The sequence below is a fragment of the Burkholderia sp. AU31652 genome (assembly GCF_002223155.1).
In the GTDB taxonomy this organism is placed as follows: domain Bacteria; phylum Pseudomonadota; class Gammaproteobacteria; order Burkholderiales; family Burkholderiaceae; genus Burkholderia.
Map to the genome: position 1 here is coordinate 834,557 of NZ_NKFG01000007.1, position 24,248 is coordinate 858,804.

A 24,248-nucleotide genomic window follows, 5' to 3' on the forward strand; every position below is an offset into this window, starting at 1 on the left:
AACTACACTGTTTAGTGTACTTTATCCTCCGGACGAACCGACATGGCATCGCCTCTCGTTTTGATTCATCGCATTCTGGGTTTTGCGGCCGCCCGGCGCGGCCGCGCGCTGTCTGGCGGCTCGCCGCAGCACAATGGCGAGCGCTTCAGCAATGTCGCGCCCCGTCCGGTCGAAGGATTGGGCAAAACGCTCGGGATCGCCTGGAACGTGCTGTTCAACAAGCCGCGCAATACCGTGCCCGCAGGGCAGCTACCCGTCGATTCGTTGACGCGTGCGGAGCTCGACGCGGCCCCCGATCGCAGCCTGTACCGGCTTGGCCATTCGACGCTGCTGCTCAAGCTGCGCGGCGAATTCTGGCTGACCGATCCCGTGTTCGCCGAGCGTGCGTCGCCGTTTCGGCGCGTCGGCCCGAAGCGCTTCCATGCGCCGCCGATCGCGCTTGAAGATCTTCCGCCGCTGCGCGGCGTGATCCTGTCGCACGATCACTACGATCATCTCGACCGCGACACGGTGCTCGCGCTCGCGGCCACCACCGGCGTGTTCGTGACGGCGCTGGGGGTCGGCGACCGCCTGATCGAATGGGGCATCGACGCGAAGAAAGTCCGCCAGCTCGACTGGTGGCAAAGCGTCGACGTGGCCGGCCTGACGCTGACCGCGACACCTGCCCAGCACTTTTCCGGGCGCAGCCTGTTCGACGGCAACAGCACGTTGTGGGCGTCCTGGGTCATCGTCGACGACGACTTGCGCGTGTTCTTCAGCGGCGACACCGGCTACTTCGACGGGTTCCGGACGATCGGCGAGCGCCTCGGGCCGTTCGATGTCACGCTGATCGAAACAGGCGCATACGACGCGCAATGGCCGTATGTGCACATGCAGCCGGAAGAGACCGTGCAGGCGCATATCGATTTGCGCGGACGCTGGCTGGTCCCGATTCACAACGGCACGTTCGATCTCGCGATGCATCGCTGGCAGGAACCGTTCGAGCGCGTCACGGCACTGGCGATCGTGCGAGGCGTCGATCTGTCGACGCCCAGGATGGGCGAGCGCCTCGCACTCGACGAACCGCATCGCGGCGAGCGGTGGTGGCGCACGGTCGACGAGCGCGTGACCTCCGTTGCCACGAAATCGCGCCGCTGGACGCTTTGCGCGTCGCAGGCCACGAAGTAAACCCGCCGATCGTTGTACATTTTTCCCGGAGCGCGGCGCTGCCGCGACTCCGGCAGGCGCGTTGCCGGCGTACCCGCACGTCGACGGGCTGTCTGTAGACCCGATTACCTGAGTAGAGAAGTCATGCATCCGGCACCCGTCCGATACGCACCCGGCCACCCCGTCGACGACGCCACCCTCGCCGCATTCAACCCCGTTGCCTCCCGATCGACGAGCCGCAGCCGGGAGAACGACCTGCGGCAGACGCTCGCAGAGCGTGTCGCGAGATGGACGAAAGACGTCGATCACCTCACCACGGCCATTCCGAACCTGAGCCTCCATCGAAGGGAGGTGACAACGCAGCCGATGGATTGCATGGTCGAGCCGAGCTTCGGCCTCGTCGTCCAGGGCACGAAGCGGCTCATTCAGAGCGGCGATGTGTATCTCTGCGACGCCAACCGCTTTCTGATCACGTCCCTCGACTTGCCCGGTTCGACGCAGGTCATCGAAGCCAGCCGCGAAAGGCCGTTTCTCGGAATCGGGCTCAGGCTTGATTTTCGCGTCATGGCTGAACTGATGGCGCAGGTCGCAGCGGATCACGACGAAGCCCCTGCAGGCCGCGGCCTCGTCGTCGGCGATATGAACGAACCGCTCTACGACGCGGTGAATCGCTTGCTAGCGTTGCTGGATGATCCGAACGCCATCGCAGTTCTCGCACCGTACGTCGAGCGGGAAATCTATTACCGGCTACTGACGAGCGACCAGGGTGCCCGTCTGCGTCAGATTGCGTCCGCCGGCAGTCAGGGCAACCGCGTGTCGCGGGCGATCCAATGGTTGCGGACCCATTACGACGAGTCGCTTCGGGTCGACGATCTGGCGGCGCAGGTACAAATGAGCAGTTCGACCTTCCACCACCACTTCCGCCAGCTCACCGGCATGAGTCCGCTGCAGTACCAGAAATGGATACGGCTCAATGAGGCGCGTCGACTGATGTTGTCCGAGCGGCTCGACGCCGCGTCGGCCTCGTTCAGGGTCGGATATGCGAGCCCGACTCAGTTCAATCGCGAATACAGCCGGTTGTTCGGCAATTCTCCGCGGAGAGATATCGATAGCCTGCGAAGCCGAGCAGATGTCGTTCTTTCGGTAGCGGCGACGTATTGATCATCGGAACGGCACCGGAGATGTGAGATGCCGCGTTTGGTGGTATCCGCAGAATGCTTGGGTCGCCCCCTTCACGCGTGAAGGGGGCGACCCGCTTGAGCCCGACGCGCGCAGCGAGATGCGCGCTTGTTGTTTTCCCCAAATTGATTGCTCGGCAGCCAGCCGCGAATTCAAATTAGGTATCGAGCGGTGCGTGGGCGCCTCGCGGCGGCGGACCTGTATCCGAAATCGCAAGTATTCATCGGCTAGAGGCAGTCGTCTCCTGCCGACCTCTTGAATTGATGAGGGACTTTGCCGTCTCCGCAACCAAGTCGTCTCAGTGCCCTCCGGAGGCTCGGCCATAAACTCTGCAGTGTGGGGAGTGTCGCGCCATGCTGCGAACCACCGATGTGCGCGGTGAGCGTGTGCGTTGTCACGTGACAACTCTCGCTGATAGATCGGCGCAGACACCCAAGAAGGCGCTCGACGTCTTGTCGAGATGCATCTGATTCGCCTCGTTCGATTTATCTCGGCATCAGATCGACTGATTTCGTTTTAAATACCACAAATTACGTATCATCGATTACATATCGAGTCTTGCTCAAACCGCCCCTGGCTCGAAGATTGCGAAATGGCCATACGCCCCTATTTACAGGGTTGATCTCGGCGATTTTGCGTGAAACAACATGAAGAATATAGCGCAACCCACTGCCAGATAAGGATTTCCGCGAACATCGAATTTCTTGGAAATGTTTCACGATCCGGCCCGTTTGAGTTGTGATGTGGCCATCAACACTGAAGTTCGTCGCAAACCGAAGCCACATTTGCATAGCTGGCGCGCAAAGGCCCCGGAACTCGAGGGTACGCGCGGCAAAGCCCGCACCCTCCCCTTCCGTACGACACTCTCGCAATGTTGACCCGACCACTCCAATTAAATGGGGCCATATCATTGGCGTCCATGACACTCACTCGTGGGCGCGACCCAGCAAGCTGACCGGCGTCTTTCCTCTCGCACGTGACTGCAAATAGTGAGCGATGTAGCCTCCGCGTCTGCAGACCTATTGATGACTAAGGCTCTTCGACATAGGTGCCCCGCCCGACATACGGCGCAGCGCGACGCTTCGTCACGCAAGCTCCCCGATACAACGCTTCAGTTGTCACGTGACAACGCCCCAGTCAACTCATCCAGGAAACTGCAATTGCGACGACATCGCGATGCGAATCTCTCCTTTGGCGATCCAACCGCTCACGCTCTATGAAGTTCGATCAAAACTCGTCCGGAGGGGCGACTCGGCACCGACGCGACCTCCCGCTCCGAACCGATTGTCACGTGACAACTCATCGCACGAGAAGCGGTCATGCCAAAAAACTGCACCAGATTTCGAACGTCGAATGATCTCGCCATAGCTTTAAGTGCAGTCGAAGGAGAGATTTCCTGGCGCCGGATTACGTCGAGAAGGAACAAATGCCTACTACTTGTCACGTGACAACCGAGTTCCCTTGCGACGCCTATGAAGTGACTACCGGAAACCGTGGCGATTTTTACCGCGAACACCGCGACCTCGAGGTTCTCGTCTCCATTTGCCAACGCTGCCGTCGACATTGGGATTGATCGAAGTTTCGCTCGAGCTTCGTACTTACTTTTCAATCTCGGTCGTCAATTTTATTTTTACTCGACCGTCAATCGCGAATGATTCATTAGCCATTCGGCCCACTTGTCACGTGACAACCACACCGATCCTTAAGGCATACATCGCGTCGAAGGCTTTTCTGGACATTTCGACAATAACTGCATATATTACGCAAAACTCCGAGGAGGAATTTAATGGCTTTCAAGATCGCCGTCAGCAATCAAAAAGGTGGGACTGGAAAGACAACCATCTCCGTCAATATCGCGGCTGCGTTCGAAGCCGGCGGCAACAAGGTCGCCCTGATCGATGCCGACCCTCAAGGCACGTCGGTCCGGTGGGTGACGAGTGGCGAGAACACGCTGCCGATGACGGTTCTCTCTCTGGCTCCTGCCGGTCGCGGCATCGGCGGCGAGATCAAGAAGCAGGACGCGAACTTCGACGTGATCGTTGTCGACTGTCCTGGCAACCTCGAAGACCCGCGAATCGCCTCCGTGCTCGAGGTCGCCGACTTCTGCCTCGTGCCGCTGTCACCGTCGCCAGCCGATCTCTACAGCACGGTCGCAATGATCCGCATGATCGAGTCGATGCGGTCCGTTCGCAACCCGAATCTTTCTTCCGCATTAATGCTGAATAGTGTTAATGGAAAAACTAAAATGCGTGAAGAAATTTTAAAAATTCTACGGGCTGAAGAAATAGGGGAGCATCTGCTCGACAGCCAGATCGCGCAGCGCGAGGTCTACCGTCAGACGTTTGCGCTCGGCACCACGATCCATCACCACAATCGCTATCTGAAGGGCCTGAAAGAAGCCCGTGCGGAAATCGAAAAGCTGGTCACGGAAATGGCCCAATACATCGCGTCGACGCGCGCTACCGGAGCCGCCCATGGCTAAGGACACATCGAAAGACAAGAAGCCGACCGGCAACCTGCATCTCGCAGCCGGCCTGCTGCGCGGACTCGCGCAGGAGAATGCGGCGCTCGAAACGCGGCTGCCCGAACCGGCAGCTGCACCGAACGTCGTCAGCGAAGCGGCACCCGCCGGCGCTCCGGCCGCGGCCACGCCGGCCAGCACACCGGATCTTGGCGCGCCCCAGAAGGTATTGGTCAAGGATTGCATTCCGAACCCGTTCAACCCGCGCGTGTTCTACTCGGAGTCGAGCCTGCACGAGCTCGCCCTGACACTGAAACGGGAAGGGCAGATCGAGCCGATCAAGGTTACGCGGCTCCCGGAGTTTCCCGGCAAGCTCGTGGTGATCGACGGGCAACGCCGGCTCCGCGCGACGAGCATCAACGGCGATGAAACCATCAACGCCACGTTCCGCACGGATCACACGCCTGAGCAGCTCTACACGATCGCGTATCGCGCGAACCACGACCACGAACGCCAGACGATCTTCGACGATGCGGTCGCGTGGAAGCGTCTCCTCGACGAGAAAGTCTTTTCCGACCAGAACACGCTGGCGGAAAAGATCGGCAAGGACAAGGCATCGATCAGCAAGACGCTGTCGCTCAACGCACTCCCGAACACACTGCTGGAACGGATGGCGAGCGCGAACGACGTGGTCGGCCTGCAGGCGGCGTACTTCCTGAAGCTGATCTTCGAACGCCTGGGCGAGCCGACTGCCGACCGGCTGTTGACGGCCGTGATCGACCGGAAAAAGTCGGTTCGTGATCTGGAGAATTTCCTGCGTGCGCAAAGCGACGGCAGCAAGAAAGCGGGACGTACGCGTTACAGCGTTCGCCATGACTTCGCGCTCGAATCGCGAGCGATCGGCCAGTTGAAAACCTATCCGGACGGACGTCTGGATCTGCAGCTCAAAGGCGTCGACGCATCGCATCAGGAAGCGCTCGCCGACAAGCTCAAGACCGTCATCGACGCGTACGTTGCCGAACTGGCAACGGCCACGCAACAGTAACGCGCGAAAAGCAGAAGGCCTCGCATCCGCGTAGCACCGCGAAGCCGGACGACGACGTCCGGCGCGCGACGCACATCCGGCTGCGAGGCCTTCGTTCAGTTGCCGGCGAGACTGCTTTTCAGCAGGAATTCCAGCAAGTCGTCCGAGGTCGGTTCGCCCCATGTATCCAGTGCGAGCCACCGGAAGAAGCTGGTCTGCGCGAGCTTGCTCGCCTTCTTCTTCGGGGACAGCGTCAGGTCCTTCGAGCCTGCCACCGTCTCGTTGTAACGCTCGATCAGCTTGGTCTGGTCGTCGATCTCCAGTTCGCGGAAGTACGCGCCGGCTTCCTCGACTTTCGCCGCCAGATATTTGTCGCGAATCTGTTCCTGCTTGCTCTGCGCGGATTCCTTCGCCGGGGCTGCCGCTTCCGTTCCCTGCCCGTCGGACAGCGTGTAGCCGTGCGTCAACGCCTTGCGGAAATACGCGGCCACGTTGTCGACCGGGGCCGCATTCTTCTTCGTAGTCCGATTGAGCGTATAGGCAATCGCCGCCTTGATGCGCTGCACGCCATATTGCGTGATCAGCCGGCGCGCTTCCGAGCGCGGGATGCCGAACTTGGCGACCTCCTCGACCAGCGCTTCGTTCTTGACGTCGCCATCCTCCACCGTATCGGTGCTCTGCTTGCGCGTCACCTTGAACTGAACCGCCTCCACGCTCCGGCCGGACTTGTGTTCGATCAACTCGAGCGTGTGATCCGAAACTTCGTTCACCTCCTGAATGCACGGCACCAGGACCTTGCTCTTGAACAGCTTGTATTCCTTGTACGACTGCGACGCCTTGTCCTGGCCGAGAATGAGGTCACGAAATTTCGGCAGCGGGATCTTCGCGGTGATGCCGATCCCCTCGTAGCGCACCGTGTTTTCCCACAACGCGAGCGAGTGCGACCGCCGGAACTCGCGGGCGATCCGCATATCGATCAGTGCGTAGATCTCGGGGTTGAGCAACTCGCTGCGAATCTGGTCGGAGAAGCTGTACTTCAGCACCGATTGCTCGAGCTCCGCGCCGGCGAGCAGGCCCGACGCTTTCCAGACGGTCGACCGATCCGCGGCCAGATAGTCCCAGTTGACGACGGTACTGATCAGCGAGTTGACCGTGTCCTTCACGTACTTCGTATTGTTGCTGTTCAACCCGCTCTCGTGCGAAAGCGACGCAAGCGAAATCGAAAAGCTCGTCCGGCCTGGCTCGAACGCCTCCTGTCGAAGCGCGTTCTTGATCAGCGAGCTGAACATCTTGCGCTGTTGCAAGCCGATCTTTCCGGACTTCGGCGCGATATGAATCGCCTGGACCGCCTTGCGCAGCAAGTCGGGAGGCTCGGGTGTCTGAAACAGTGAAACCTGTTTGTCTGAGCCTTTGCTTGCGGGCTTGCGCGGCATCGTAATGTCCGGATAAGGTGACCTTGTTGAGAGCGGACTTTATACCTTTTCGCGCCGCGGAGCAACGTCCTTGTTCCGGCTTTACTTGCACTATCTCCGCTAACCTGCAGATATAAAAGGAAAATTCACAATCAGAAGAGCTATGCGGGACCCCATATCCAGCTACCTTTCGACAAAAATGCTTCCCACAAGCCGCTACCTTTCATGCCCGGACGTGGAAACCCGGCATGAGATTTGCCCTTGGCAAGGTAACCATCCATGGGAAGCAAATGAGGAGAATCGGGATCATTGGGGAAATTCGTGGTGCCCTGCAGCACAGACCGACTTTCTTCCCATAACTTGCTACCTTCACCAATTCCCACAGCAGGGTACCTTTCGACAGGCTCCGGCCGCGTTGGCTGAGCTGATTTCAGCGCTGAAGGCAACCATCGCCCCATAAACGGCAACCCATTGATTTCCCCATAAAAGGTTACCTGTCGATCCCATCGATCCTGTCCATGGGAGCCAGCCGCGGGAAATCCTGGAGAAAGGCAATCGAGCAGTCCCAAATGTGACCCATAACTGGCTACCTTTGAGGTGCCCCATAACCGGCTACCCGAGAAAAATCACTGTGCGAGGCGGCGGTCCACGGATCCCGAAAGGCGACCCATAAAAGGCTACCTACCAGTATCCCCATAGACGGCTACCCAATGCGTTTCCGGGCCGATTTCCCATAACCGGGTACGCTTGCCCCATATCCACAACCCCGATTCCCCACAACGGGGTACCCGAATCCCCAAATCCACAGACCTTTACTCCCAATCCCTTACACCTGTGCTCCCATAAATGGGTACCGAACACCCCTCAAACCCTTGTCAGGTAAGGCTGAGAGCCGTCTAAAAGTAGTTAAAGAAGTAAACGTGGTTTACAAAAGATGTAAACACACGTGCGCCTCTGCAGAAAGACGAACCCCATAAACCGCTACCAATGGGAGCCGTCTATGGTGTTGCCGGCATCTCAAACCATCGATTCACACCTGGAAACAGTGACTTGGCGCCCTGTTCTACACAGGCTCCAGGCCCGACAAGGCTTCCGAAGGAGGTGAGTACCCACTCACATGAGCCTGAAAAGTAGAAACCTATGGGAGAAAAACGGGAAGAAAGCCCCGCTTCCAGGCACAGGTTCCCATTTATGGGATCAAAAAAGCAGCTCAGTGACCTCGACGGCGCCCGTTGGCGACGCGCAAAGCAGACCAACGATCCGGAAACATGAATCTCTCTGGCTTCGTTCACAGCAGTTTCAAATCATCCCGGACGGCAGCCGAAGGGTTTTTTTGCACTCATGCTTCGCTGTCCATGGACAAGTTTTTCCGTTCGCCCGCGCACGTCTCTCGTCAAATTTAGCCTGTGGAATGTGTACAGAGGAAATCGATGCCGTTCGCTTGGCTGTCTCTGTGGTCGTCCAACTTTCTACCTTTGGAGCCACCAACCGAATTTCGATGCTGTGCGCCACGGTCGCAAGGAGAGGCCCTGGAATGGCTTCCCGCAGACGAATTGGTTGGCCCGCACTGTCGACACGCATCGTCGGCTTCTGGGTCGATCTAGGGCACGTCGCGAACCAACGTGAAGATGCGCGCGACCACGAAGCTCACCGCAATCGAATTCGAGCGATGATCCCGAACATGCTCACCTTCCGATAGCTTCGCATCCTGTAAAAGCTCACCAACCAGGCAAGGCCACAGGAATCGGCATGCTGTGCAGGCACCGACACCCGTCTGGATGCCGGGCAACCCAGGCTGCGGAATGAAAAGCCTGTGACTCGCGCACGTTGTGCGATGCGTTCCTGAGCAGAATCGGACGGGCCACAAGCGTGGCCGCGACATCGCAACCCAACGTGCCACGGTCACCAGACGAGCGCCGCGACATCAGTGCGGCACCGTCGGCGCAGCCGTGAAGTGAATGCCTCCGATGTCTTCACCGCACGCAATGTGTTCACACCATTCGTCATACGGACCACAGGCCCGCGCGGTGACGCGTTGTACCGGTTCAGGTAACGCTTGGCATCACAGTGCGGCGATGGGTTGCCGGATCGAATGCTGCGCGCCGTGGCGATGCAATCGTGCATGCCTTGATCGCTGCAAAACCGAATCGTGGTCGTTTATGGGAGGAACCGCCGCTTGAGCCGCGTCGACCGGCAACGCGGCACACAGTTCGACTGCTGATGCTGTGATCGCGACTGGCTTGATAACAGTCACATCAGACGTGAGCATGCCGGCGACACCACCTATGAAACAGTCCTGGGTATTTCACCTCGCACTGTGCCGCGCGTACATCGCCCATCCTCGTCGCTGAATCGCGGGGACATCGACCGCTTCCTGTCGCCGCCGCAGCGCGATCGGCACACGCATCGATACGTGCGACACAGTTCGTCCTGTCCGTGACAGTCGACCGGCGTCCACGTTTTCTCCCATACGTGTATCCCCAATTCCGTTCTCACGTTGGCGCCACATTTTTCGCGGCGCGGTTATGATGCACAGGTCCCGAACGCGGCATGACAACCGATCGGGGCAGGGGCGGTATCTCGATGGTCTTTCAATCCGTGATAAACCAGATAAGAGAGTTCAGCGATGCAAATCCAGATCAGAAAACTCACGCTGGCTGCTACCGCAGCCGCGTTCCTGTTCGGCTCGGCAGTTCCTGCGTTTGCGCAGACCGACGCCAGCGCACCCGCGGCACAGGACGCGAAGGCAGCGAAGAGCCAGGCACGCAAGGCGGCCCGGGCCCAACGCAAGGCAGAGCACAAGGCAGCGCGCGCGAAGAACAACGCCGAGCTGAAGAAACTCGAAGACGCCGGTTACAAGCCCGCGGCCAATGATCCGAACTATCCGCAGAACCTGCAGAACGCGGAGAAGAAAGCCGCCGGCGCTAGTCAGTAAGCGCCGTCCGGCGGCAAGCCACGGTTCGATCCGCGGCTTGCCACGTGCGTCGCGGCTTCGCGGCGCACATCGAAAACAGCATTCCCGGCACCGACGAAGGCAAACGCGATCCAGGCACTTGCGTTATTTGTTTCGCATTCCTGTATGTCTCGGCGCACGCGCTCCGCACACCGACACAGTCAGTTCCGCACGCCTGGCGCGGCCGTATTTCCCGCCACCTTCAACCATTCCTTGAATGCCCGCACCGCGTCGTCGTTCGCGCGTGCCGAGGCCACGTACGTGAAGTAGCGCCACGGCGGCAGTGCCGGTTCGCTGAACGGCTGTACCAGCCGACCTTCTGCGATGTCGTCCGCGACGAGCGCGATCGGTCCCATCGCGACGCCGAGGCCGTCGAGCGCGCCTTGCAGCGTCAGGTAGAAGTGCTCGAGCGTCAGCGAGTGGCGCGGCACGAGATTCGGCTGTCCGGCTGCCGCGAGCCATTCAGGCCACATGCCGGGATAGGTGGCAGCGTGCAGCAGCGTGAAGCCGGCCAGGTCGGCAGGCGTATGCAACGGTCGGCCCTCCAGCAGCTTCGGCGCACACACCGGCAGCCGGACTTCGGACAGGAATTCCTCGGCAACGTAACCGTCGATGGCCTGCGGGCCGCCGCGAACGATCAGATCGACCTTGTCGCGCAGTTTGTCGATCGGCTCGTTCGACGTCGATAGCCGCACCTCGATGGCCGGATGGGCGACCTGGAACGACGACAGCTTCGGCACCAGCCAGCGCAACGAAAACGTCGCGGGTGCGCTTACGCGCAACACGCGCTGCTGCGCATGGCCGAAATGCTGCGCGGTGGCGAGCGCGATTCGGTCGAACGACGCACCGACCTCGGCGAGATACGCGCGGCCCGAGTCGGTCAACTCGACCCGCCGGTTATGGCGTTCGAACAGCGGCCGCCCGAGCCAGGCTTCCAGCTGTTGCACGTGCCGGCTGATCGCGCCGTGGGTCACGCACAGTTCGTCCGCGGCCAGCGTGAAGCTGCCGAGGCGCGCGGCGGCTTCGAACGCACGCAGCGAATTCAGCGGAGGGAGTCGTCGGGCCATTGCATCGTTCGTGTGAGTTTTACTCACACGATGGTTCAGGTTTAATCGTTTGATCGGGTACTCAAGCTCCCCCAATATGGCACACAAACGTCCGGCTCGGCCGAACGATTGTCTGAATTTCTCACATGGAGTGCGGAGCATGCCGAACGTGGTGGTCGTGGGCGCCCAATGGGGCGACGAAGGTAAGGGGCGCGTCGTGGACTGGCTGGCGGCACAGGCCGATCTCGTTGCACGCTACAACGGCGGCCACAACGCGGGTCATACGCTGGTCGTGGGCGGCAAGACGTACAAGCTCGCGCTGCTGCCGAGCGGTGTCGTGCGCGGCAAGCGCGGCGTGATCGGCAACGGCGTGGCGCTCGATCCGGAAGCGCTGCTCGCGGAAATCGGGCGGATGGCCGAGCTCGGGCTGCCGGTGACGCCGGATAACCTGTCGATTGCCGAGAACGCAACGCTGGTGCTGCCAATCCACCGCGCGATCGACCAGGCTCAGGAGCGTCTGCGCCGCGAGCCGATCGGCACCACGCTGCGCGGGATCGGGCCGGCCTACGAGGACAAGGTCGGGCGTCGCGGGCTGCGGGTCGGCGATCTCGCGGAACCGGGCCAGCTCGCCGCCAAACTGGATGTGCTCGTCGACCATCACAACGCGTGGTTCCGCGGCCTGGGGCTCGACGAATATTCCCGTGAAGCGATGCTGGCGACGCTGGTCGACCTTGCGCCGCGGATCCTGCCGTTCGTGCGCCCCGTCTGGGCCGATCTCAACGACGCGACCGACCGCGGCGAGCGCATCCTGTTCGAAGGGTCTCAAGCCGTGATGCTGGATATCGACTGGGGCACGTATCCGTTCGTGACGTCGTCCGGCACCGTTGCCTCGGCGGCGGCGGCCGGTACAGGGCTCGGTGCGTCGAAGCTCGGCCACGTGCTGGGCGTCACGAAGGCGTATGCGACGCGGGTCGGCGGCGGCCCGTTCCTCACCGAGCTGTCCGACGCGACCGGCGAAACGCTGCGTGCGCGCGGGCAGGAGTTCGGCGTGAATACCGGCCGGCCGCGCCGCTGCGGATGGCTCGACGCCGCGCAGTTGCGTCAGGCCGTCAGGATCTCGGGCATCGATTCGCTGGCGCTCACCAAGCTCGACGTGCTCGACGGTTTCGAGTCGATCGAGCTGTGCGTCGGCTACGAACTCGATGGCGTGCGGGTCGATCATCTGCCGGCGAGCCTCGATGCGCAGTCGCGAGCGAAACCCGTGTACGAGCGGTTCGACGGCTGGCGCGGCACCGTGAAGGGGGTACGTGAACGTGCGGCGCTGCCGCGCGCCGCGCAGGATTTCATTGCGCGCGTCGAAGCGGTCGCCGGCGCACCGGTATCGATGATCACGACCGGCGCGGAGCGCGACGACACGATCGTGTTGCGTAATCCGTTCGATGCGGCCGCCGGGGCTTAGTACGTCATCCATGCCGTGAATCGCGCGGCGGCATTGGGGTCGCCGGGTAGTTTTTGCCGATCCGATGCCGGTCGTGTGCCGGTGCGACGGGGCGCGTATGCGCGCGGCCCATACCCCGTGCGCACGGCGGCCCGGCGACACGATTCGGCGTCCGGATCACGCCGCATACGGCAAACTGGACACGTCTGCACTGCTGCTGTACTGTTCCGCACAATTCGCGCCAGACCGGCCTGCGCCGGCGCTGCCGGCACCATGGCCGCGCGGTGGCGCGACGTGATCTCAATCCCGGGGACAGGTCGATGGACACGTTACAGATGATGCGCATTTTCGTCCGGGTGGCGGAAGAGGGCAGCTTCACGAGCGCAGCCCAGCGCCTGGATATCACGACGGCTTACGCATCGCGGTCGGTCGCGCAGCTCGAAACGCACCTGCGCACGCGCCTGCTCAACCGCAGCACGCGCCGCATCGCGCTGACCGACGCCGGGCAGCGCTATCTCGACCGCTGCCAGCGCATCCTCGGTTATATCGACGAAGCGGAAGCCGAGGCGGCCGACGCACAGGCAAAGCCGTCGGGACGGCTGCACGTTCACGCGACGACGAGTTTCGGCCAGTCCTACGTGGTGCCCGCAGTCGTGCGCTACCGTGAGCGCTATCCGTCGGTTGCGGTCGAACTGACGCTGTCGCAGCATGTGCCAGACATCATCGACGAAGGCTACGACGTATCGCTGCAGTTGAGCACGACCGAGTTGCCCGATTCCGGGCTCGTGTCGCAGCGGCTCGGCGAAGTGGGCAGCGTGCTGTGCGCGTCACCCGCATACCTGAAGGCGCGCGGTACGCCGCACACGGTGAGCGACCTCGACGGGCATGCGTGCCTGCAGATCGTCACGCCGCTCTTTCCGCGCGACCGTTGGCATCTCGATGGCCCCAACGGACGCGAAACGTTCGAACTGCCATTGCCGGATTTCCAGGTGAACATCGCCGATGCGCTCGGCGCCGCGCTGCGTGCCGGACTCGGCATCGGTTCGCTGCCGATGTCGGCCGCCCTGCCCGGGCTCGCGAGCGGCGCGCTGGTGCGCGTGCTGCCCGACTACCGGTTGCAGAAGCTGACGGTCTATACGCTGTACGCGTCGCGTCAGTATCTCGACGCGAAGATCCGCACGTTCGTCGATTTCCTGCGCGAATGCGTGCCAGAGTTGCTGGCTGCCGACGAGGCTGCGCTGGCCGCTTCCTGCAAGTCCTGAAGTCGAACCTTCCGCATGTGAGTACGACGTTGCTCGTCGATCGCGCCAATAATACGCAGTCCTGTATTTGACGCGGATATCGGCCGCATCCCCACGACCGACCCGGGCAATGACGCCCGGGTGACCGGCGTGCCCTTATGAAAGCGCTTGCTTTCGATATCGAACATCGTTGGTTCGGTGCGTGGTGCCAACCCCCTAGAATCGGTTCGACCGGCTTCATCGCATGTGTGCGCGAAGCTGCATCCTCTTCATCGAACCCGATACGACATGGCAGACCAACACTCGACAACCCGCCGCCGGCTCCTGCATGCCGGCCTGGCGATCGCGGCGGGCGCCGCCGCGCATCCGGGCTTCGCGCTGGCGAGCACCGCCGGCGCGCGTACGTTGCGCATCGGCTATCAGAAAGGGCCGCTCAGCCTGTTGAAGGCACGCGGTACGCTGCAGAGCAAGCTTGCGACACTCGGCGTGACCGTCACGTGGACCGAGTTTCCGTCGGGGCCGCCGCAGCTCGAGGCACTGAACGCGGGATCGATCGACTTCGGCGATGTCGGTGAGGCACCGCCGATCTTCGCGCTCGCGGCCGGCGCGCCGCTCGTCTATTACGCGCAAACGCCGGCCGGCCCCGCGGCCGAGGCATTGATAGTTGCGAAGGATTCGCCGGTGAAGACCTTCGCGGACCTGCGCGGCAAGCGCATCGCGCTGGTGAAGGGATCGAACACGCACTTCCTGCTGGTTCGGCTGCTGCAGTCGGCGAAGCTCAATTACACCGACATTTCGCCAGTCTGGTTGTCGCCGTCCGACGCGCGGGCCGCGTTCGAGAACCGCTCGGTCGATGCATGGATCATCTGGGATCCGTTTCTCGCGGTGGTCCAGCAGGCGTTCGGCGCGCGCATCGTCGCGGACGGCACCGGGCTCGTCGAGAATCGCAGCTATTACTTTACGTCGCGCACCTATGCGCAGCGTAATGCCGACGTGCTGGACGCGGCCGTGTCGGAATTGACGACGGTCCAGCGATGGCTCGATGCGAACCGCGCGCAGGGTGCGGCCGAGTTCTCGAAGCTGCGGGGGATTCCGGAGCCGGCGGTGGCGCTCGCATTTCGCCGCGCGCGCTTCGGTGTCGAGCCCGTCACGCGTGACACGCTCGCGTATCAGCAGCGCATCGCCGATGTGTTCTACCAGACCGGCGTCCTGCCGAAGCGCGTCGACGTCAGTCTGGCCGCGCCACCTGCACTTGCGTGACCGCACAGCCGGCCCGGAACGTCGGGCTCAGCGGCGGAACGGCAGCGCCACATCGTCCGGAATCGGGCACACGTACGGCCGGCCGCCACGCCGCTCGAGCAGTTCCGCCTTCGCCTGCGCAAGCGTGTCCGGCGCGCCGAACAGGTCGATCGCGGTCGCGGCCATCGTCTTCGCTGCCAGCAGCATCCCCTTGTGTGCGAGCGGTGTCTTGCCTTGCGCGACCCACTGCCACGAGTGCGGCGGCGTACCGAATGCGTAGCAGCTCGTATGGCATTGCGCGGTCGGCGTGACCCAGCTCACGTCGCCGACGTCGGTCGAGCCGCAGATCGGGCGCCCCTTGCCGGGCTCGTACGGATCGATTCCGTCGAACAACGCCTTCGGATCGCGCCAAGCCTGGTTCAGCGAACGCGAAGACGTTTCGATATCCTGATCAGTGAGCGTCTGGCGCTGATAGGCATCGGCGAGCGCTGCGTCGTCCGCGTCGAAGCCGGCGGTGCCGATCGACTGCAGATGCCGGTACATGACCTGGTTCAGCACGGCGTTTTCCAGCAGGTTCGAGCAGGCTTTGTCGAACACGATCTCGAGCCGGCAATCGGTCATCATCGCCGCACCGCGCGCGACGTTCTTCACGCGCTCGAACAGCTCGGCCGCCTGATCGTTGCGGGCCGCGCGCACGAGGTACAGCACTTCCGCATTGGCCTGCACCACGTTCGGCGACAGGCCGCCCGTGTTTGTCACTGCGTAGTGCACGCGCGCTTCGGGCAGCATGTGTTCGCGCAGGTAGTTGACGCCGACGTTCATCAGCTCCACGGCATCCAGTGCACTGCGGCCGAGGTGCGGCGACGCGGCGGCGTGTGATGCCTTGCCCGTGAAGCGGAAGTACGCCTGGATGTTCGCGAGCGAACCGGCCGGAAAGATGCCCGTGTACACGTGCGGGTGCCACGACAGTGCGGCGTCGAGATCGTCGAACACGCCGGCACGTGCCATGAACGTCTTGCCGGATCCGCCTTCCTCGGCCGGGCAGCCGTAGAAGCGCACGGTGCCGGGCTGGCCCGTGCGTTCGAGATGCGACTTCACCGCTGCCGCGGCGAGATGCGCTGCGGTGCCGAGCAGATGGTGGCCGCAGCCGTGGCCGTTGCCGTTCGAGATCTCGCCCGACGGCTGGCAGGTGAATGCGCCGGCTTCCTGGCTGAGTCCGGACAGTGCATCGTATTCGCCGAGGATGCCGATCACGGGGCCGCCGTGACCGGCTTCGGCGATGAACGCGGTCGGAATGTCGGCCACGCCGCGCGTCACGCGAAAGCCGGCTTCTTCCAGCATCCGGATGTGCAGGTCGGTCGACGCGAATTCCTCGTAGCGCAACTCGGCGAGGTTCCAGATCCGGTCGGACAGCTCGGTGAATTGCGCACGCCGGCTGTCGATGAAATCGAGGGCGAGTGAAGTCATGAATTGCTCCTGTGAAGAGACTGGCGCGGTCAGAATTTCTGCCGGAGGCCAAGGGCGAAGACTGTGCTGCTCATGCCGGGGGCGGATATGGGCGCGGAGCCGAACGACAGCGCTGACTGTCCGGTGTTCCTGAAGCCGCCGAGCCGTATGTACACACCGGTGAGTTTCGAAAACTGGTAGTCGTAGCCGAGCAGCGCACCGAGCGCATGGCTCGCCTGGCCGGCGATCGTGCGATACGCGAGGTCGGCGCGGATCGCGTGCGGGCCGCGCTGCCAGATCGCGCCGAGCGAATAGACCTGCGCGACGAGCGTGCCGGGCGCGGTGGGGCGCATCAGCGTGTACGCGAACGACGCGAGCGTCGGGCCGAACGCATACGACGCGCTGGCCATCACCGAGTCGGTGCGCGCACCGTCCGGAGCGCCGCCCGGCGTTGACGACGTGGCGGCCCACATCGCGTTGTACGCACCGCTCAGCATCACCGGGCCACGCGCGAAATTCGCGACGGCACCCGCGTTGCTGGCGATCGGGCTCGCGCCTGCCGCGTTGCGGAACGCGTAGAGCACGGTGACGTCGAGCCCGCCGTAGGTCGGCGTCTTGTAGCTGATCGCGTTCTCGATGCGCCCGGGCAGCGAAGCGGCACCGCGCCCGAGATCGCTGCCGATCAGCGCGGTGCTGGCGAACGGCGACAACTGGCCGACGAGATAGAACGGATCGGCCGCTTCCGGCACGATCGCCGGATACTGCTTGCCGAGCTTGATCGTCCCCCAGTCCGCGGAGCCGATCGCCACGTTGGCTTCGCGGTTGTAGAACGATGCCGCGCTTTGCGGGCGGCCGGACATCAGGTCGAAGCCGCTTTCGAGGCGGAAGCTCGCGCGCAGGCCGCCGCCGAGATCCTCGCTGCCGATGAAGCCGAAGCGCGACGTCGATGCACCGCCGCTCATCAGGCCGACGCTCGTCTGGCTGCCGATGCGCGCGTATTGCAGGAAGCTGTCGAGCGCGCCGTAGATCTGTACGTTGGCGCGGGCCGGCGCGGCCCACATGCAGGTTGCCGCGCAGCACGCGGCCATCAGGGTTGAATTGCGCACGTTTGTCTCGTGATGTCGCGATCGTCGGCGCGCGAATCGCGGGCGTGCAGGGGCCCGCCCGCGCACGCGTCGACGTCGCGGATTCTGTTGTCTGATTGAGGGGGCGCGGCCGGGGTCCGGCGTCGCCGTGAATGAAGCGGTGCGCCGCTCAGCGGCCGTCGTGATGCGAATCGGCCGGGCGCTCGCGGAAGCGCCACAGCGCGATCATGCTGACGGCGCCGCACGCGAGCACGTACCACGCGGGCGACATCGGGTCGCCGGTGCGATGCAGCAGCCACGTGACGTTGAACTGCGCGAAGCCGCCGAAGATCGTCACGCCGAAGCTGTAGATCGTCGCGAGCGCGGTGGCGCGCACGCGCGGCGGGAACGCCTCCATGATCAGCAGCAGGAATGCGGAACTGCCCGCAGTGGCGAAGGCCATCACGACAGTGACGATCGCGACCATCAGCCCCGCCGACGGCGCGGCGATCAGCAGCCGGAAGGCGGGATACACGCACGCGAGCGACAGCAGCCACGTGACGGCGATCAGCGGCTTGCGGCGCGGCAGGCGATCGATGATCCACAGGCCCGACACGAGCGCGGCGACGATCATCGCCAGCCCCGACGCGCAGCCCGCCAGCAGCGACGTCGCCATCGGCAGGTGAAGCGTGCGTACCGCATAGGCCGGCATGTAGAACACGAAGATGTAGAGCGTCGACGTGCCGCCGATGATCATCAGCGTGCCGAGCACGACGCGGCCGAGGTAGCGCGTGAACACTTCGCGCACCGCACTGCCGTCGGCGTCACGCGTCGACACATGCGTTTCGTCCAGATGCCGGCGGATGTAGAAGCCGACCGGGCCGAGCAGCAGGCCGAGCAGGAACGGCACGCGCCAGCCCCAGCTTTCGAGCGCGTCCGCCGACAGCACGGCCGACAGCAGCGCACCGCTGAGCGCGCCGAGCAGCGCCGCGACGCCCTGGCTGATCATTTGCCAGCTCACCATGAAGCCGCGGCCGGACAGCGGGCCCGATTCCATCAGGAACGTGGTCGACGCACCGATTTCACCGCCGGCCGACAGGCCCTGCAGCAGCCGGCCGATCACGACCAGCACCGGCGCGATGACGCCGATGCGTGCATAGGACGGCGTCAGCGCGATCAGCGCGGTGCCCGCGATCATCAGCTGGATCGTCAGCGTCAGCGCCGCGCGCCGGCCCGCGCGATCGGCGTAGTTGCCGATCAGCACGCCACCGAGCGGGCGCATCACGAAGCCGACGCCGAACGTCGCCATCGCGAGCAGGAGCGGGCCGGCGCCCGAATCGACCGGAAAGAAGGTCTTGCCGATCAGCGCGGCGAAGTAGCTGAACACGGTGAAGTCGAACATCTCGAGCGCGTTGCCGGCCGAGGTGGCGATGATCGTCCGGGTCTGCGCCGAGCGGCGGCGCGGGGCTGGCGGCGCGTCGATGAGCGGCGTGGCGGCGTCTTGCATCGGGGTTGTCTCCATGGGTATCGGTATCGTGAGCGCCGCATGGATCGTCAGGCATCCTGCGAGAGCTGGCCGCATGTTAAAACCGGGCAAAACATCGCGATACGCGCAAATTTTTATCCTGATAACATTTGTTTATTCCCTGATGCCTTTCGTCTGCCCCGTTCCATTCGTCGCATGAAACTCCACCAGCTCCGCGCGCTCGTGGCCGTTGCCCGCTCGGGCAGCATCCATGAAGCCGCGCGCACCCTGCACCTCACGCAACCGGCCGTCACGCGCTCGCTGCGCGATCTCGAGGACGAACTCGGGCTGATGCTGGTCGCACGCAGTTCGTCGGGCGTGACGCTGACCGATGCGGGGCGCGCGATGTTGCAGCGGGCCGAACTGGTCGTCAACGAGGTTGCGCGCACCGAGGAGGAAATGGCGCAGTTGCGCGAGAACCGGCAGGGCCGGCTCGCGATCGGGATGACACCGCTGGCGGGCATCACGGTGCTGCCGGCTGCGTACAACCGCTTTCGCCGCGCGATGCCCGACGTCCAGCTCGAATTCGTCGAGGGCAGCCCGTCGCAGCTGGTCGAGCAGTTGAAAAACGGCGCGCTCGATTTCGCGCTCGGTGCGGGGGCGGATGCGCAGGACTTCACGTCCGTGCGCTGCGAGCACCTCGACACGTTTCCGATGTGGTTCGCGGTGAGCCGCAAGGGCAAGCTGGCCGGCGCGACTTCGCTGGCCGATCTGCAGGATGCGGAATGGCTGCATACGGGGCCATCCGCCGAATTCCGCGCGTTTCTCGCGGAGCTGTTCGCGCAGGCCGGCCTGCCGGTGCCGCGCCGCGTGACGCGCTGCGCGTCGCAGACGCTGTTCTACGCACTGGCCGTCAACAGCGACGTGGTGACGGCGTGGACGCAGCTCGCACTGCGCAGCGAAGATGCGTCCGATACGCTGAAGACGCTCGATCTCGTCGGGCAGCCGCCCGCGCGCAACCTCTATCTGTTGTTCCGCGACAGCGCGGTGCTCACGTCGTCGGCCGAGTACTTCGTCCGCTGCATCGATGAAGCCGTGCAGGCCGAGCGTGCGAATGCCGGCGGGAAGAAACGCGGCACGCGCTCGCGTGCGCCGCGTGCGTGAGATGCCGGCCTACGGCGCGACGCGCGACAACGGCACCGCTTCGTCGCGCAGCTTCAGCACATCGCGGCCCGGCGCATCGCCGAACAGGCGCGCGTATTCGCGGCTGAACTGCGACGCGCTCACATAGCCGACACTGCGGCACGCCTGCCGCGCATCCATCGCCGACAGGCACATCAGGCGGCGTGCCTCCTGCAGCCGCAACACCTTCTGGCATTGCAACGGGCTCATCGACGTGACCGCACGGAAGTGGTAATGGAAGGTCGACGGGCTCATGTCCACCTGCCGCGCAAGCGATTCGACCGTCATCGGGTCGAGGTAGTGGTCGCGTATCCAGGCGACGGCGCGCGAGATGCGCTGCGTCGTCGAATCGGCCTGGCCGACCTGCGCGACGCGCGCACCCGACGGGCCCCGCAGCAGCCGGATGAGGATTTCGTCGACGATCAGCGGCGCGAGCAGGTCGATGTCGTCGGGGTGCGCGATCAATTGCATCAGGCGCACGACGGCGTCGACGATTTCAGGCGGCGTATCGTGCGTGTCGAGCGCGCTGTAGTCGGCGGCTTTCGGCAGCCCGTGCGGAAACACGCGCGGCGTGAGTGCCGCGATGCGGTCCGGGTCGAGATCGAGTTGCACGTAAAGGAACGGCTCGGCCGGGTTCGCGCGTATCACGCGGCCGGTGACGGGCAGGTCCGCTGTCGCGACCATCATCCGCGATTCGTCGGTCACGTAGGTGTCGTCGCCGACCCGCGTCGATTTCGCGCCTTGCCCGACGATGCTCAGGCACGCGTGGTGCACGCCATGGTTCCAGGGCGGTGGCGACGCGGACGCACGCCCGATGCGCATGCCACGTACCGGGAGCTCGAACGTGCCGTCGTGCGGTGCATAAGCGGCGATCAGCGCGGCGAGCCGGGCCGTGGGCGACAGGGCCGGCAACCGAGGGTCGTGATCGGGCGTGATGCGCTGTAGCGGCGGCGTTCGGGCGTCGATTTCCATGGTGCGTGAGTGGATGGCGGAGTGGTCAGTGCAAGGTGCGCGGCTGCGATTCCCTGTTGGTGTCCCGGCAGGGGTGCCGGCACGGCGGTCACATCGTACGGCGAGTCGCGTGCACGTGATTGCCTAAACCTGTAGGAAATTAGCCCGATCATCCGGATCTGCATGGCCGGTGGCCGCATCGCTGGTCACTGCGCGGTGTGCAGCGCACAAATTCGGAAATTAAGGCAAAACAATCGCAGGATCGGGCAAGCCATTTTCCGGCCGTTTTCATACCATTGCACCTGCTGAAACAAACGTGATCCAGTGCATTCCGGCGATGCGGGTATGACCGTCGCATGGCCGGTGGATGCCGCCGGCATTGCCGCAGCGAACCACTGGAAAAGACTCAGGACTGCTATTCGAATAGTCATGCATCGGGCCAGTCGAGGCCGGCTTGCGTCCGTTGCATTCCGGCTCGCGTCTGGCGCGAGCGTGCCGACCGACCCGGCGTGGCTGGCGTCGGTGCAGCCGCATTGGCCGGGCCGTTGCATGTCGGTCGCGATGCGGCGACGGAGGTGCGCGTCAAGGCAGTCGACCGCGCAGGGGAATCCGGACAAATGGACCAACTTCAATCGATTCGGGCATTCGTGACGGTGGCAAGGGAAGGCGGCTTTCGCCGGGCGGCGACCCGGCTGCGCGTGTCGACGGCGATGGCGAGCCGGCTGGTCGATGCGCTCGAGACGCGCCTTGGCGCACGCCTGCTTCAACGCAGCACCTGCCACCAGTCGCTGACGGAAATCGGCGAGCTGTACCTCGCGCGCGTCGAGCGGATTCTCGGTGCGATCGACGAGATCGACGGTCGTTTCGTCGCGATGGGCAGCAAGCCGGAAGGCGCGTTGCGCATTGCCGCGCCGGTCGCGTTCGGGCTCAGCCAGTTGAGCGCATTGCTCGATCGTTTCGTCAACCGGTTTCCGGACGTGCGGCCGACCGTCACGCTGACCGATGCCCATGTCGACCTGACATCCGAAGACATCGATGTCGCGTTTCTGACCGACGGCATGCCGGTGACAGGTGCGCATGCGCTGCACACGCTGGCCGCCTACGAATCCGTGCGCGTCGCGGCGCCGACTTATGTCGACGCGCATGGCGGCGCGGTTGCGTCGGGCGACTGGCCGGACATCACGGCCGTGCGGCTCGATCTGCCGGCGACCGGCGATGACGATGCGGCCGCGTTTCGACCCGACACGGCGCCCGGCGGCAGTTTGGGTGTCGGCCATCTCGAGATGGCACGGCGGCTGGCTGTGGCCGGCATGGGCGCCGCGGTGCTGCCCGCGTATCTCGTCGACGCCGATCTGGTGGCCGGCACGCTGGTGCGCGTCGCGCCGATACGCCCGCTCGCGCCCGTCACGCTGAAGCTCGCGCATGCGCGCACCGCGCATCTGCCGGCCGCTGCACGGGCATTCATCGAATTCGCCGGCGCCGCGTTCCAGCCGGCGAGCTAGCGGCCCGGTTGATTGCCGCGGCTATGCCCGCCCGCCAGGGCAGCGGGCTCATGGTTTTTTCCACGGAAGCAGTTCGACGAACGAACGCTCCGCAGGGCGCAACGCACGCCCGAAATACGTGACCTCATTCGCGGCAAACAGGAAGCGACAGCATTCCGGCCGCGCGTGCAGGTCACGAGGAGATCTGGTGATTCCCATTGAAGGTCGTCTATTTGCGAGAGGTCGCTCCATGCGCGTCGAACGGGTTCCATACCGCTTAATCACTGCTGCAACAGCTGCCGTTTTCCTGGCCGCGTGCGGAAAAAAAGAATCGGCACCGCCGCCGCAAACGCCGGAGGTCGGCATCGTCACCGTCCAGCCGCAGGCCGTGCCGGCGGTAACCGAACTGCCGGGCCGCACCAGCGCGTTTCTGGTCGCGCAGGTGCGCGCGCGGGTCGACGGCATCGTGCTGCGTCGTGAATTCACCGAAGGCACCGACGTCAAGGCCGGCCAGCGTCTGTACAAGATCGACCCGGCGCCGTACGTCGCCGCGCTGAATAGCGCGAAAGCGACGCTCGCGCGGGCACAGGCGAACCTCGTCACGCAGAACGCGCTGGTCGCACGCTACAAGGTGCTGGTGGCCGCGAACGCGGTCAGCAAGCAGGACTACGACAACGCGGTGGCCACGCAGGGACAGGCCGCGGCGGACGTCGCGGCCGGCAAGGCGGCGGTCGATACCGCGCAGATCAACCTCGGCTATACCGATGTCGTCTCGCCGGTTTCAGGCCGAGTCGGCATCTCGCAGGTGACGCCGGGCGCGTATGTGCAGGCGAGCCAGGCGACGCTGATGTCGACGGTGCAGCAGCTCGATCCGGTGTACGTCGACCTCACGCAGTCGAGCCTCGACGGGCTGAAGCTGCGCCAGGACGTGCAGAGCGGCAAGCTGAAAACGAGCGGCCCGGGCGCGGCGAAGGTGTCGCTGATCCTGGAAGACGGCAAGACCTATTCGGAAGCCGGCAAGCTGCAGTTCTCGGACGTGACGGTCGACCAGACCACCGGCTCGGTGACGATTCGCGCGATCTTCCCGAATCCGGGCCGCGTGCTGCTGCCGGGCATGTTCGTGCGCGCGCGGATCGAGGAAGGCGTGAACGAGAACGCGTTCCTGGTGCCGCAGATCGGCGTCACGCATGACCAGAAGGGCCAGGCGATCGCACTGGTCGTGAACGCGGCCAACAAGGTCGAGACACGTCCGTTGACGACGGCCGGCACGTACGGCCCGAACTGGATCGTCGAAGGCGGTCTGCAAGCGGGCGATCACGTGATCGTGCAGGGCGTCGACAAGGTGCGCCCGGGTGCGACCGTGAAGACCGTCGCGGCCCAGCTCGCACCGGCGCCGGACGCTGCGTCCGGCACACCGGCAAGCGCCGCGAATGTGTCCGGCGCCGCGCCGGCGAGCACCGTCGCCCATGCTGCCGCGGGTTCGACCGCTGCGTCGTCCGCGCAATAACAAGGAGTCCGTT

17 protein-coding genes are annotated in these 24,248 nt (G+C 63.9%); 11 read left to right on the top strand and 6 right to left on the bottom strand.

Annotated features, from left to right (window positions below; all coding sequences use genetic code 11):
- Window positions 1-42: 42 nt before the first annotated feature.
- From CFB40_RS35480 to CFB40_RS35495, 4 genes are all read left to right on the top strand, one after another.
- Window positions 43-1,167: an MBL fold metallo-hydrolase gene (locus CFB40_RS35480; protein ID WP_089433974.1), complete on the top strand. Its 1,125-nt coding sequence runs from the start codon at window positions 43-45 to the stop codon at window positions 1,165-1,167.
- Window positions 1,168-1,290: 123 nt separating this feature from the next.
- Window positions 1,291-2,307 (top strand): AraC family transcriptional regulator, encoded by a 1,017-nt coding sequence (locus tag CFB40_RS35485; protein ID WP_089433975.1) that lies wholly within the window; start codon window positions 1,291-1,293, stop codon window positions 2,305-2,307.
- A 1,804-nt stretch (window positions 2,308-4,111) separates the two neighbouring features.
- A complete protein-coding gene (locus tag CFB40_RS35490) occupies window positions 4,112-4,807 on the top strand; it encodes a ParA family protein (RefSeq protein WP_011350423.1) in 696 nt (231 codons plus the stop codon).
- A complete protein-coding gene (locus CFB40_RS35495; RefSeq protein WP_089430034.1) occupies window positions 4,800-5,831 on the top strand; it encodes a ParB/RepB/Spo0J family partition protein in 1,032 nt (343 codons plus the stop codon). The genes CFB40_RS35490 and CFB40_RS35495 overlap by 8 nt, the downstream gene beginning before the upstream one ends.
- A 95-nt stretch (window positions 5,832-5,926) precedes the next feature.
- On the opposite strand, the gene CFB40_RS35500 is transcribed toward CFB40_RS35495, so the two are convergent.
- Complete coding sequence (locus tag CFB40_RS35500) at window positions 5,927-7,243, bottom strand: replication initiation protein (protein WP_039369202.1); 1,317 nt, start codon at window positions 7,241-7,243, stop codon at window positions 5,927-5,929.
- A 2,605-nt stretch (window positions 7,244-9,848) separates the two neighbouring features.
- Between CFB40_RS35500 and CFB40_RS35505 the strand changes: the two genes are divergently transcribed.
- Window positions 9,849-10,157 (top strand): hypothetical protein, encoded by a 309-nt coding sequence (locus CFB40_RS35505; protein WP_046547226.1) that lies wholly within the window; start codon window positions 9,849-9,851, stop codon window positions 10,155-10,157.
- A 179-nt stretch (window positions 10,158-10,336) separates the two neighbouring features.
- Here CFB40_RS35505 and gcvA read toward each other — a convergent pair whose 3' ends face one another.
- Window positions 10,337-11,242 carry a transcriptional regulator GcvA gene (gene gcvA, locus CFB40_RS35510; RefSeq protein ID WP_089433976.1) on the bottom strand — a complete coding sequence of 302 codons (906 nt, stop codon included), beginning with the start codon at window positions 11,240-11,242 and terminating at the stop codon, window positions 10,337-10,339.
- Window positions 11,243-11,381: 139 nt separating this feature from the next.
- On the opposite strand from gcvA, the gene CFB40_RS35515 reads away from it, so the two are divergent.
- From CFB40_RS35515 to CFB40_RS35535, 3 genes are all read left to right on the top strand, one after another.
- Entirely contained in the window at window positions 11,382-12,680 is a 1,299-nt protein-coding gene (locus CFB40_RS35515) for an adenylosuccinate synthase (RefSeq protein ID WP_089433977.1), read from the top strand.
- A 299-nt stretch (window positions 12,681-12,979) separates the two neighbouring features.
- A complete protein-coding gene (locus CFB40_RS35525; RefSeq protein ID WP_089430038.1) occupies window positions 12,980-13,921 on the top strand; it encodes a LysR family transcriptional regulator in 942 nt (313 codons plus the stop codon).
- 267 nt (window positions 13,922-14,188) lie between these two features.
- On the top strand, window positions 14,189-15,160 hold the full coding sequence (locus CFB40_RS35535; protein ID WP_089433978.1) for an aliphatic sulfonate ABC transporter substrate-binding protein: 972 nt from the start codon (window positions 14,189-14,191) through the stop codon (window positions 15,158-15,160).
- Between the two features lie 27 nt (window positions 15,161-15,187).
- Here CFB40_RS35535 and CFB40_RS35540 read toward each other — a convergent pair whose 3' ends face one another.
- The 3 genes from CFB40_RS35540 to CFB40_RS35550 form a co-directional block, all read right to left on the bottom strand.
- Window positions 15,188-16,606: a M20 family metallopeptidase gene (locus CFB40_RS35540; protein WP_089433979.1), complete on the bottom strand. Its 1,419-nt coding sequence runs from the start codon at window positions 16,604-16,606 to the stop codon at window positions 15,188-15,190.
- A 29-nt stretch (window positions 16,607-16,635) separates the two neighbouring features.
- Window positions 16,636-17,691, bottom strand: coding sequence for a porin (locus CFB40_RS35545; protein WP_143329945.1), 1,056 nt, complete (start codon window positions 17,689-17,691; stop codon window positions 16,636-16,638).
- A 148-nt stretch (window positions 17,692-17,839) separates the two neighbouring features.
- Window positions 17,840-19,171, bottom strand: coding sequence for an MFS transporter (locus CFB40_RS35550; protein ID WP_373452706.1), 1,332 nt, complete (start codon window positions 19,169-19,171; stop codon window positions 17,840-17,842).
- A 159-nt stretch (window positions 19,172-19,330) separates the two neighbouring features.
- Between CFB40_RS35550 and CFB40_RS35555 the strand changes: the two genes are divergently transcribed.
- A complete protein-coding gene (locus CFB40_RS35555) occupies window positions 19,331-20,278 on the top strand; it encodes a LysR family transcriptional regulator (RefSeq protein ID WP_179255151.1) in 948 nt (315 codons plus the stop codon).
- Between the two features lie 9 nt (window positions 20,279-20,287).
- Here CFB40_RS35555 and CFB40_RS35560 read toward each other — a convergent pair whose 3' ends face one another.
- Window positions 20,288-21,268, bottom strand: coding sequence for an AraC family transcriptional regulator (locus CFB40_RS35560; protein ID WP_089433981.1), 981 nt, complete (start codon window positions 21,266-21,268; stop codon window positions 20,288-20,290).
- A 596-nt stretch (window positions 21,269-21,864) separates the two neighbouring features.
- Here CFB40_RS35560 and CFB40_RS35565 point away from each other — a divergent pair.
- Window positions 21,865-22,749 (top strand): LysR family transcriptional regulator, encoded by an 885-nt coding sequence (locus tag CFB40_RS35565; RefSeq protein WP_089430045.1) that lies wholly within the window; start codon window positions 21,865-21,867, stop codon window positions 22,747-22,749.
- Window positions 22,750-22,978: 229 nt separating this feature from the next.
- Window positions 22,979-24,235: an efflux RND transporter periplasmic adaptor subunit gene (locus tag CFB40_RS35570; protein ID WP_089433982.1), complete on the top strand. Its 1,257-nt coding sequence runs from the start codon at window positions 22,979-22,981 to the stop codon at window positions 24,233-24,235.
- Window positions 24,236-24,248 lie beyond the last annotated feature (13 nt).

Bases quoted from the DNA above. Each gene is read 5' to 3' on its own strand.
- CFB40_RS35550 (WP_373452706.1), bottom strand. From the start codon at position 19,171: ATGGAGACAACCCCGATGCAAGACGCCGCCACGCCGCTCATCGACGCG.
- CFB40_RS35490 (WP_011350423.1), top strand. From the start codon at position 4,112: ATGGCTTTCAAGATCGCCGTCAGCAATCAAAAAGGTGGGACTGGAAAG.
- CFB40_RS35535 (WP_089433978.1), top strand. From the start codon at position 14,189: ATGGCAGACCAACACTCGACAACCCGCCGCCGGCTCCTGCATGCCGGC.
- gcvA (WP_089433976.1), bottom strand. From the start codon at position 11,242: ATGGCCCGACGACTCCCTCCGCTGAATTCGCTGCGTGCGTTCGAAGCC.
- CFB40_RS35500 (WP_039369202.1), bottom strand. From the start codon at position 7,243: ATGCCGCGCAAGCCCGCAAGCAAAGGCTCAGACAAACAGGTTTCACTG.
- CFB40_RS35565 (WP_089430045.1), top strand. From the start codon at position 21,865: ATGGACCAACTTCAATCGATTCGGGCATTCGTGACGGTGGCAAGGGAA.
- CFB40_RS35480 (WP_089433974.1), top strand. From the start codon at position 43: ATGGCATCGCCTCTCGTTTTGATTCATCGCATTCTGGGTTTTGCGGCC.
- CFB40_RS35560 (WP_089433981.1), bottom strand. From the start codon at position 21,268: ATGGAAATCGACGCCCGAACGCCGCCGCTACAGCGCATCACGCCCGAT.
- CFB40_RS35525 (WP_089430038.1), top strand. From the start codon at position 12,980: ATGGACACGTTACAGATGATGCGCATTTTCGTCCGGGTGGCGGAAGAG.
- CFB40_RS35515 (WP_089433977.1), top strand. From the start codon at position 11,382: ATGCCGAACGTGGTGGTCGTGGGCGCCCAATGGGGCGACGAAGGTAAG.
- CFB40_RS35555 (WP_179255151.1), top strand. From the start codon at position 19,331: ATGAAACTCCACCAGCTCCGCGCGCTCGTGGCCGTTGCCCGCTCGGGC.
- CFB40_RS35570 (WP_089433982.1), top strand. From the start codon at position 22,979: ATGCGCGTCGAACGGGTTCCATACCGCTTAATCACTGCTGCAACAGCT.
- CFB40_RS35495 (WP_089430034.1), top strand. From the start codon at position 4,800: ATGGCTAAGGACACATCGAAAGACAAGAAGCCGACCGGCAACCTGCAT.
- CFB40_RS35485 (WP_089433975.1), top strand. From the start codon at position 1,291: ATGCATCCGGCACCCGTCCGATACGCACCCGGCCACCCCGTCGACGAC.
- CFB40_RS35540 (WP_089433979.1), bottom strand. From the start codon at position 16,606: ATGACTTCACTCGCCCTCGATTTCATCGACAGCCGGCGTGCGCAATTC.
- CFB40_RS35505 (WP_046547226.1), top strand. From the start codon at position 9,849: ATGCAAATCCAGATCAGAAAACTCACGCTGGCTGCTACCGCAGCCGCG.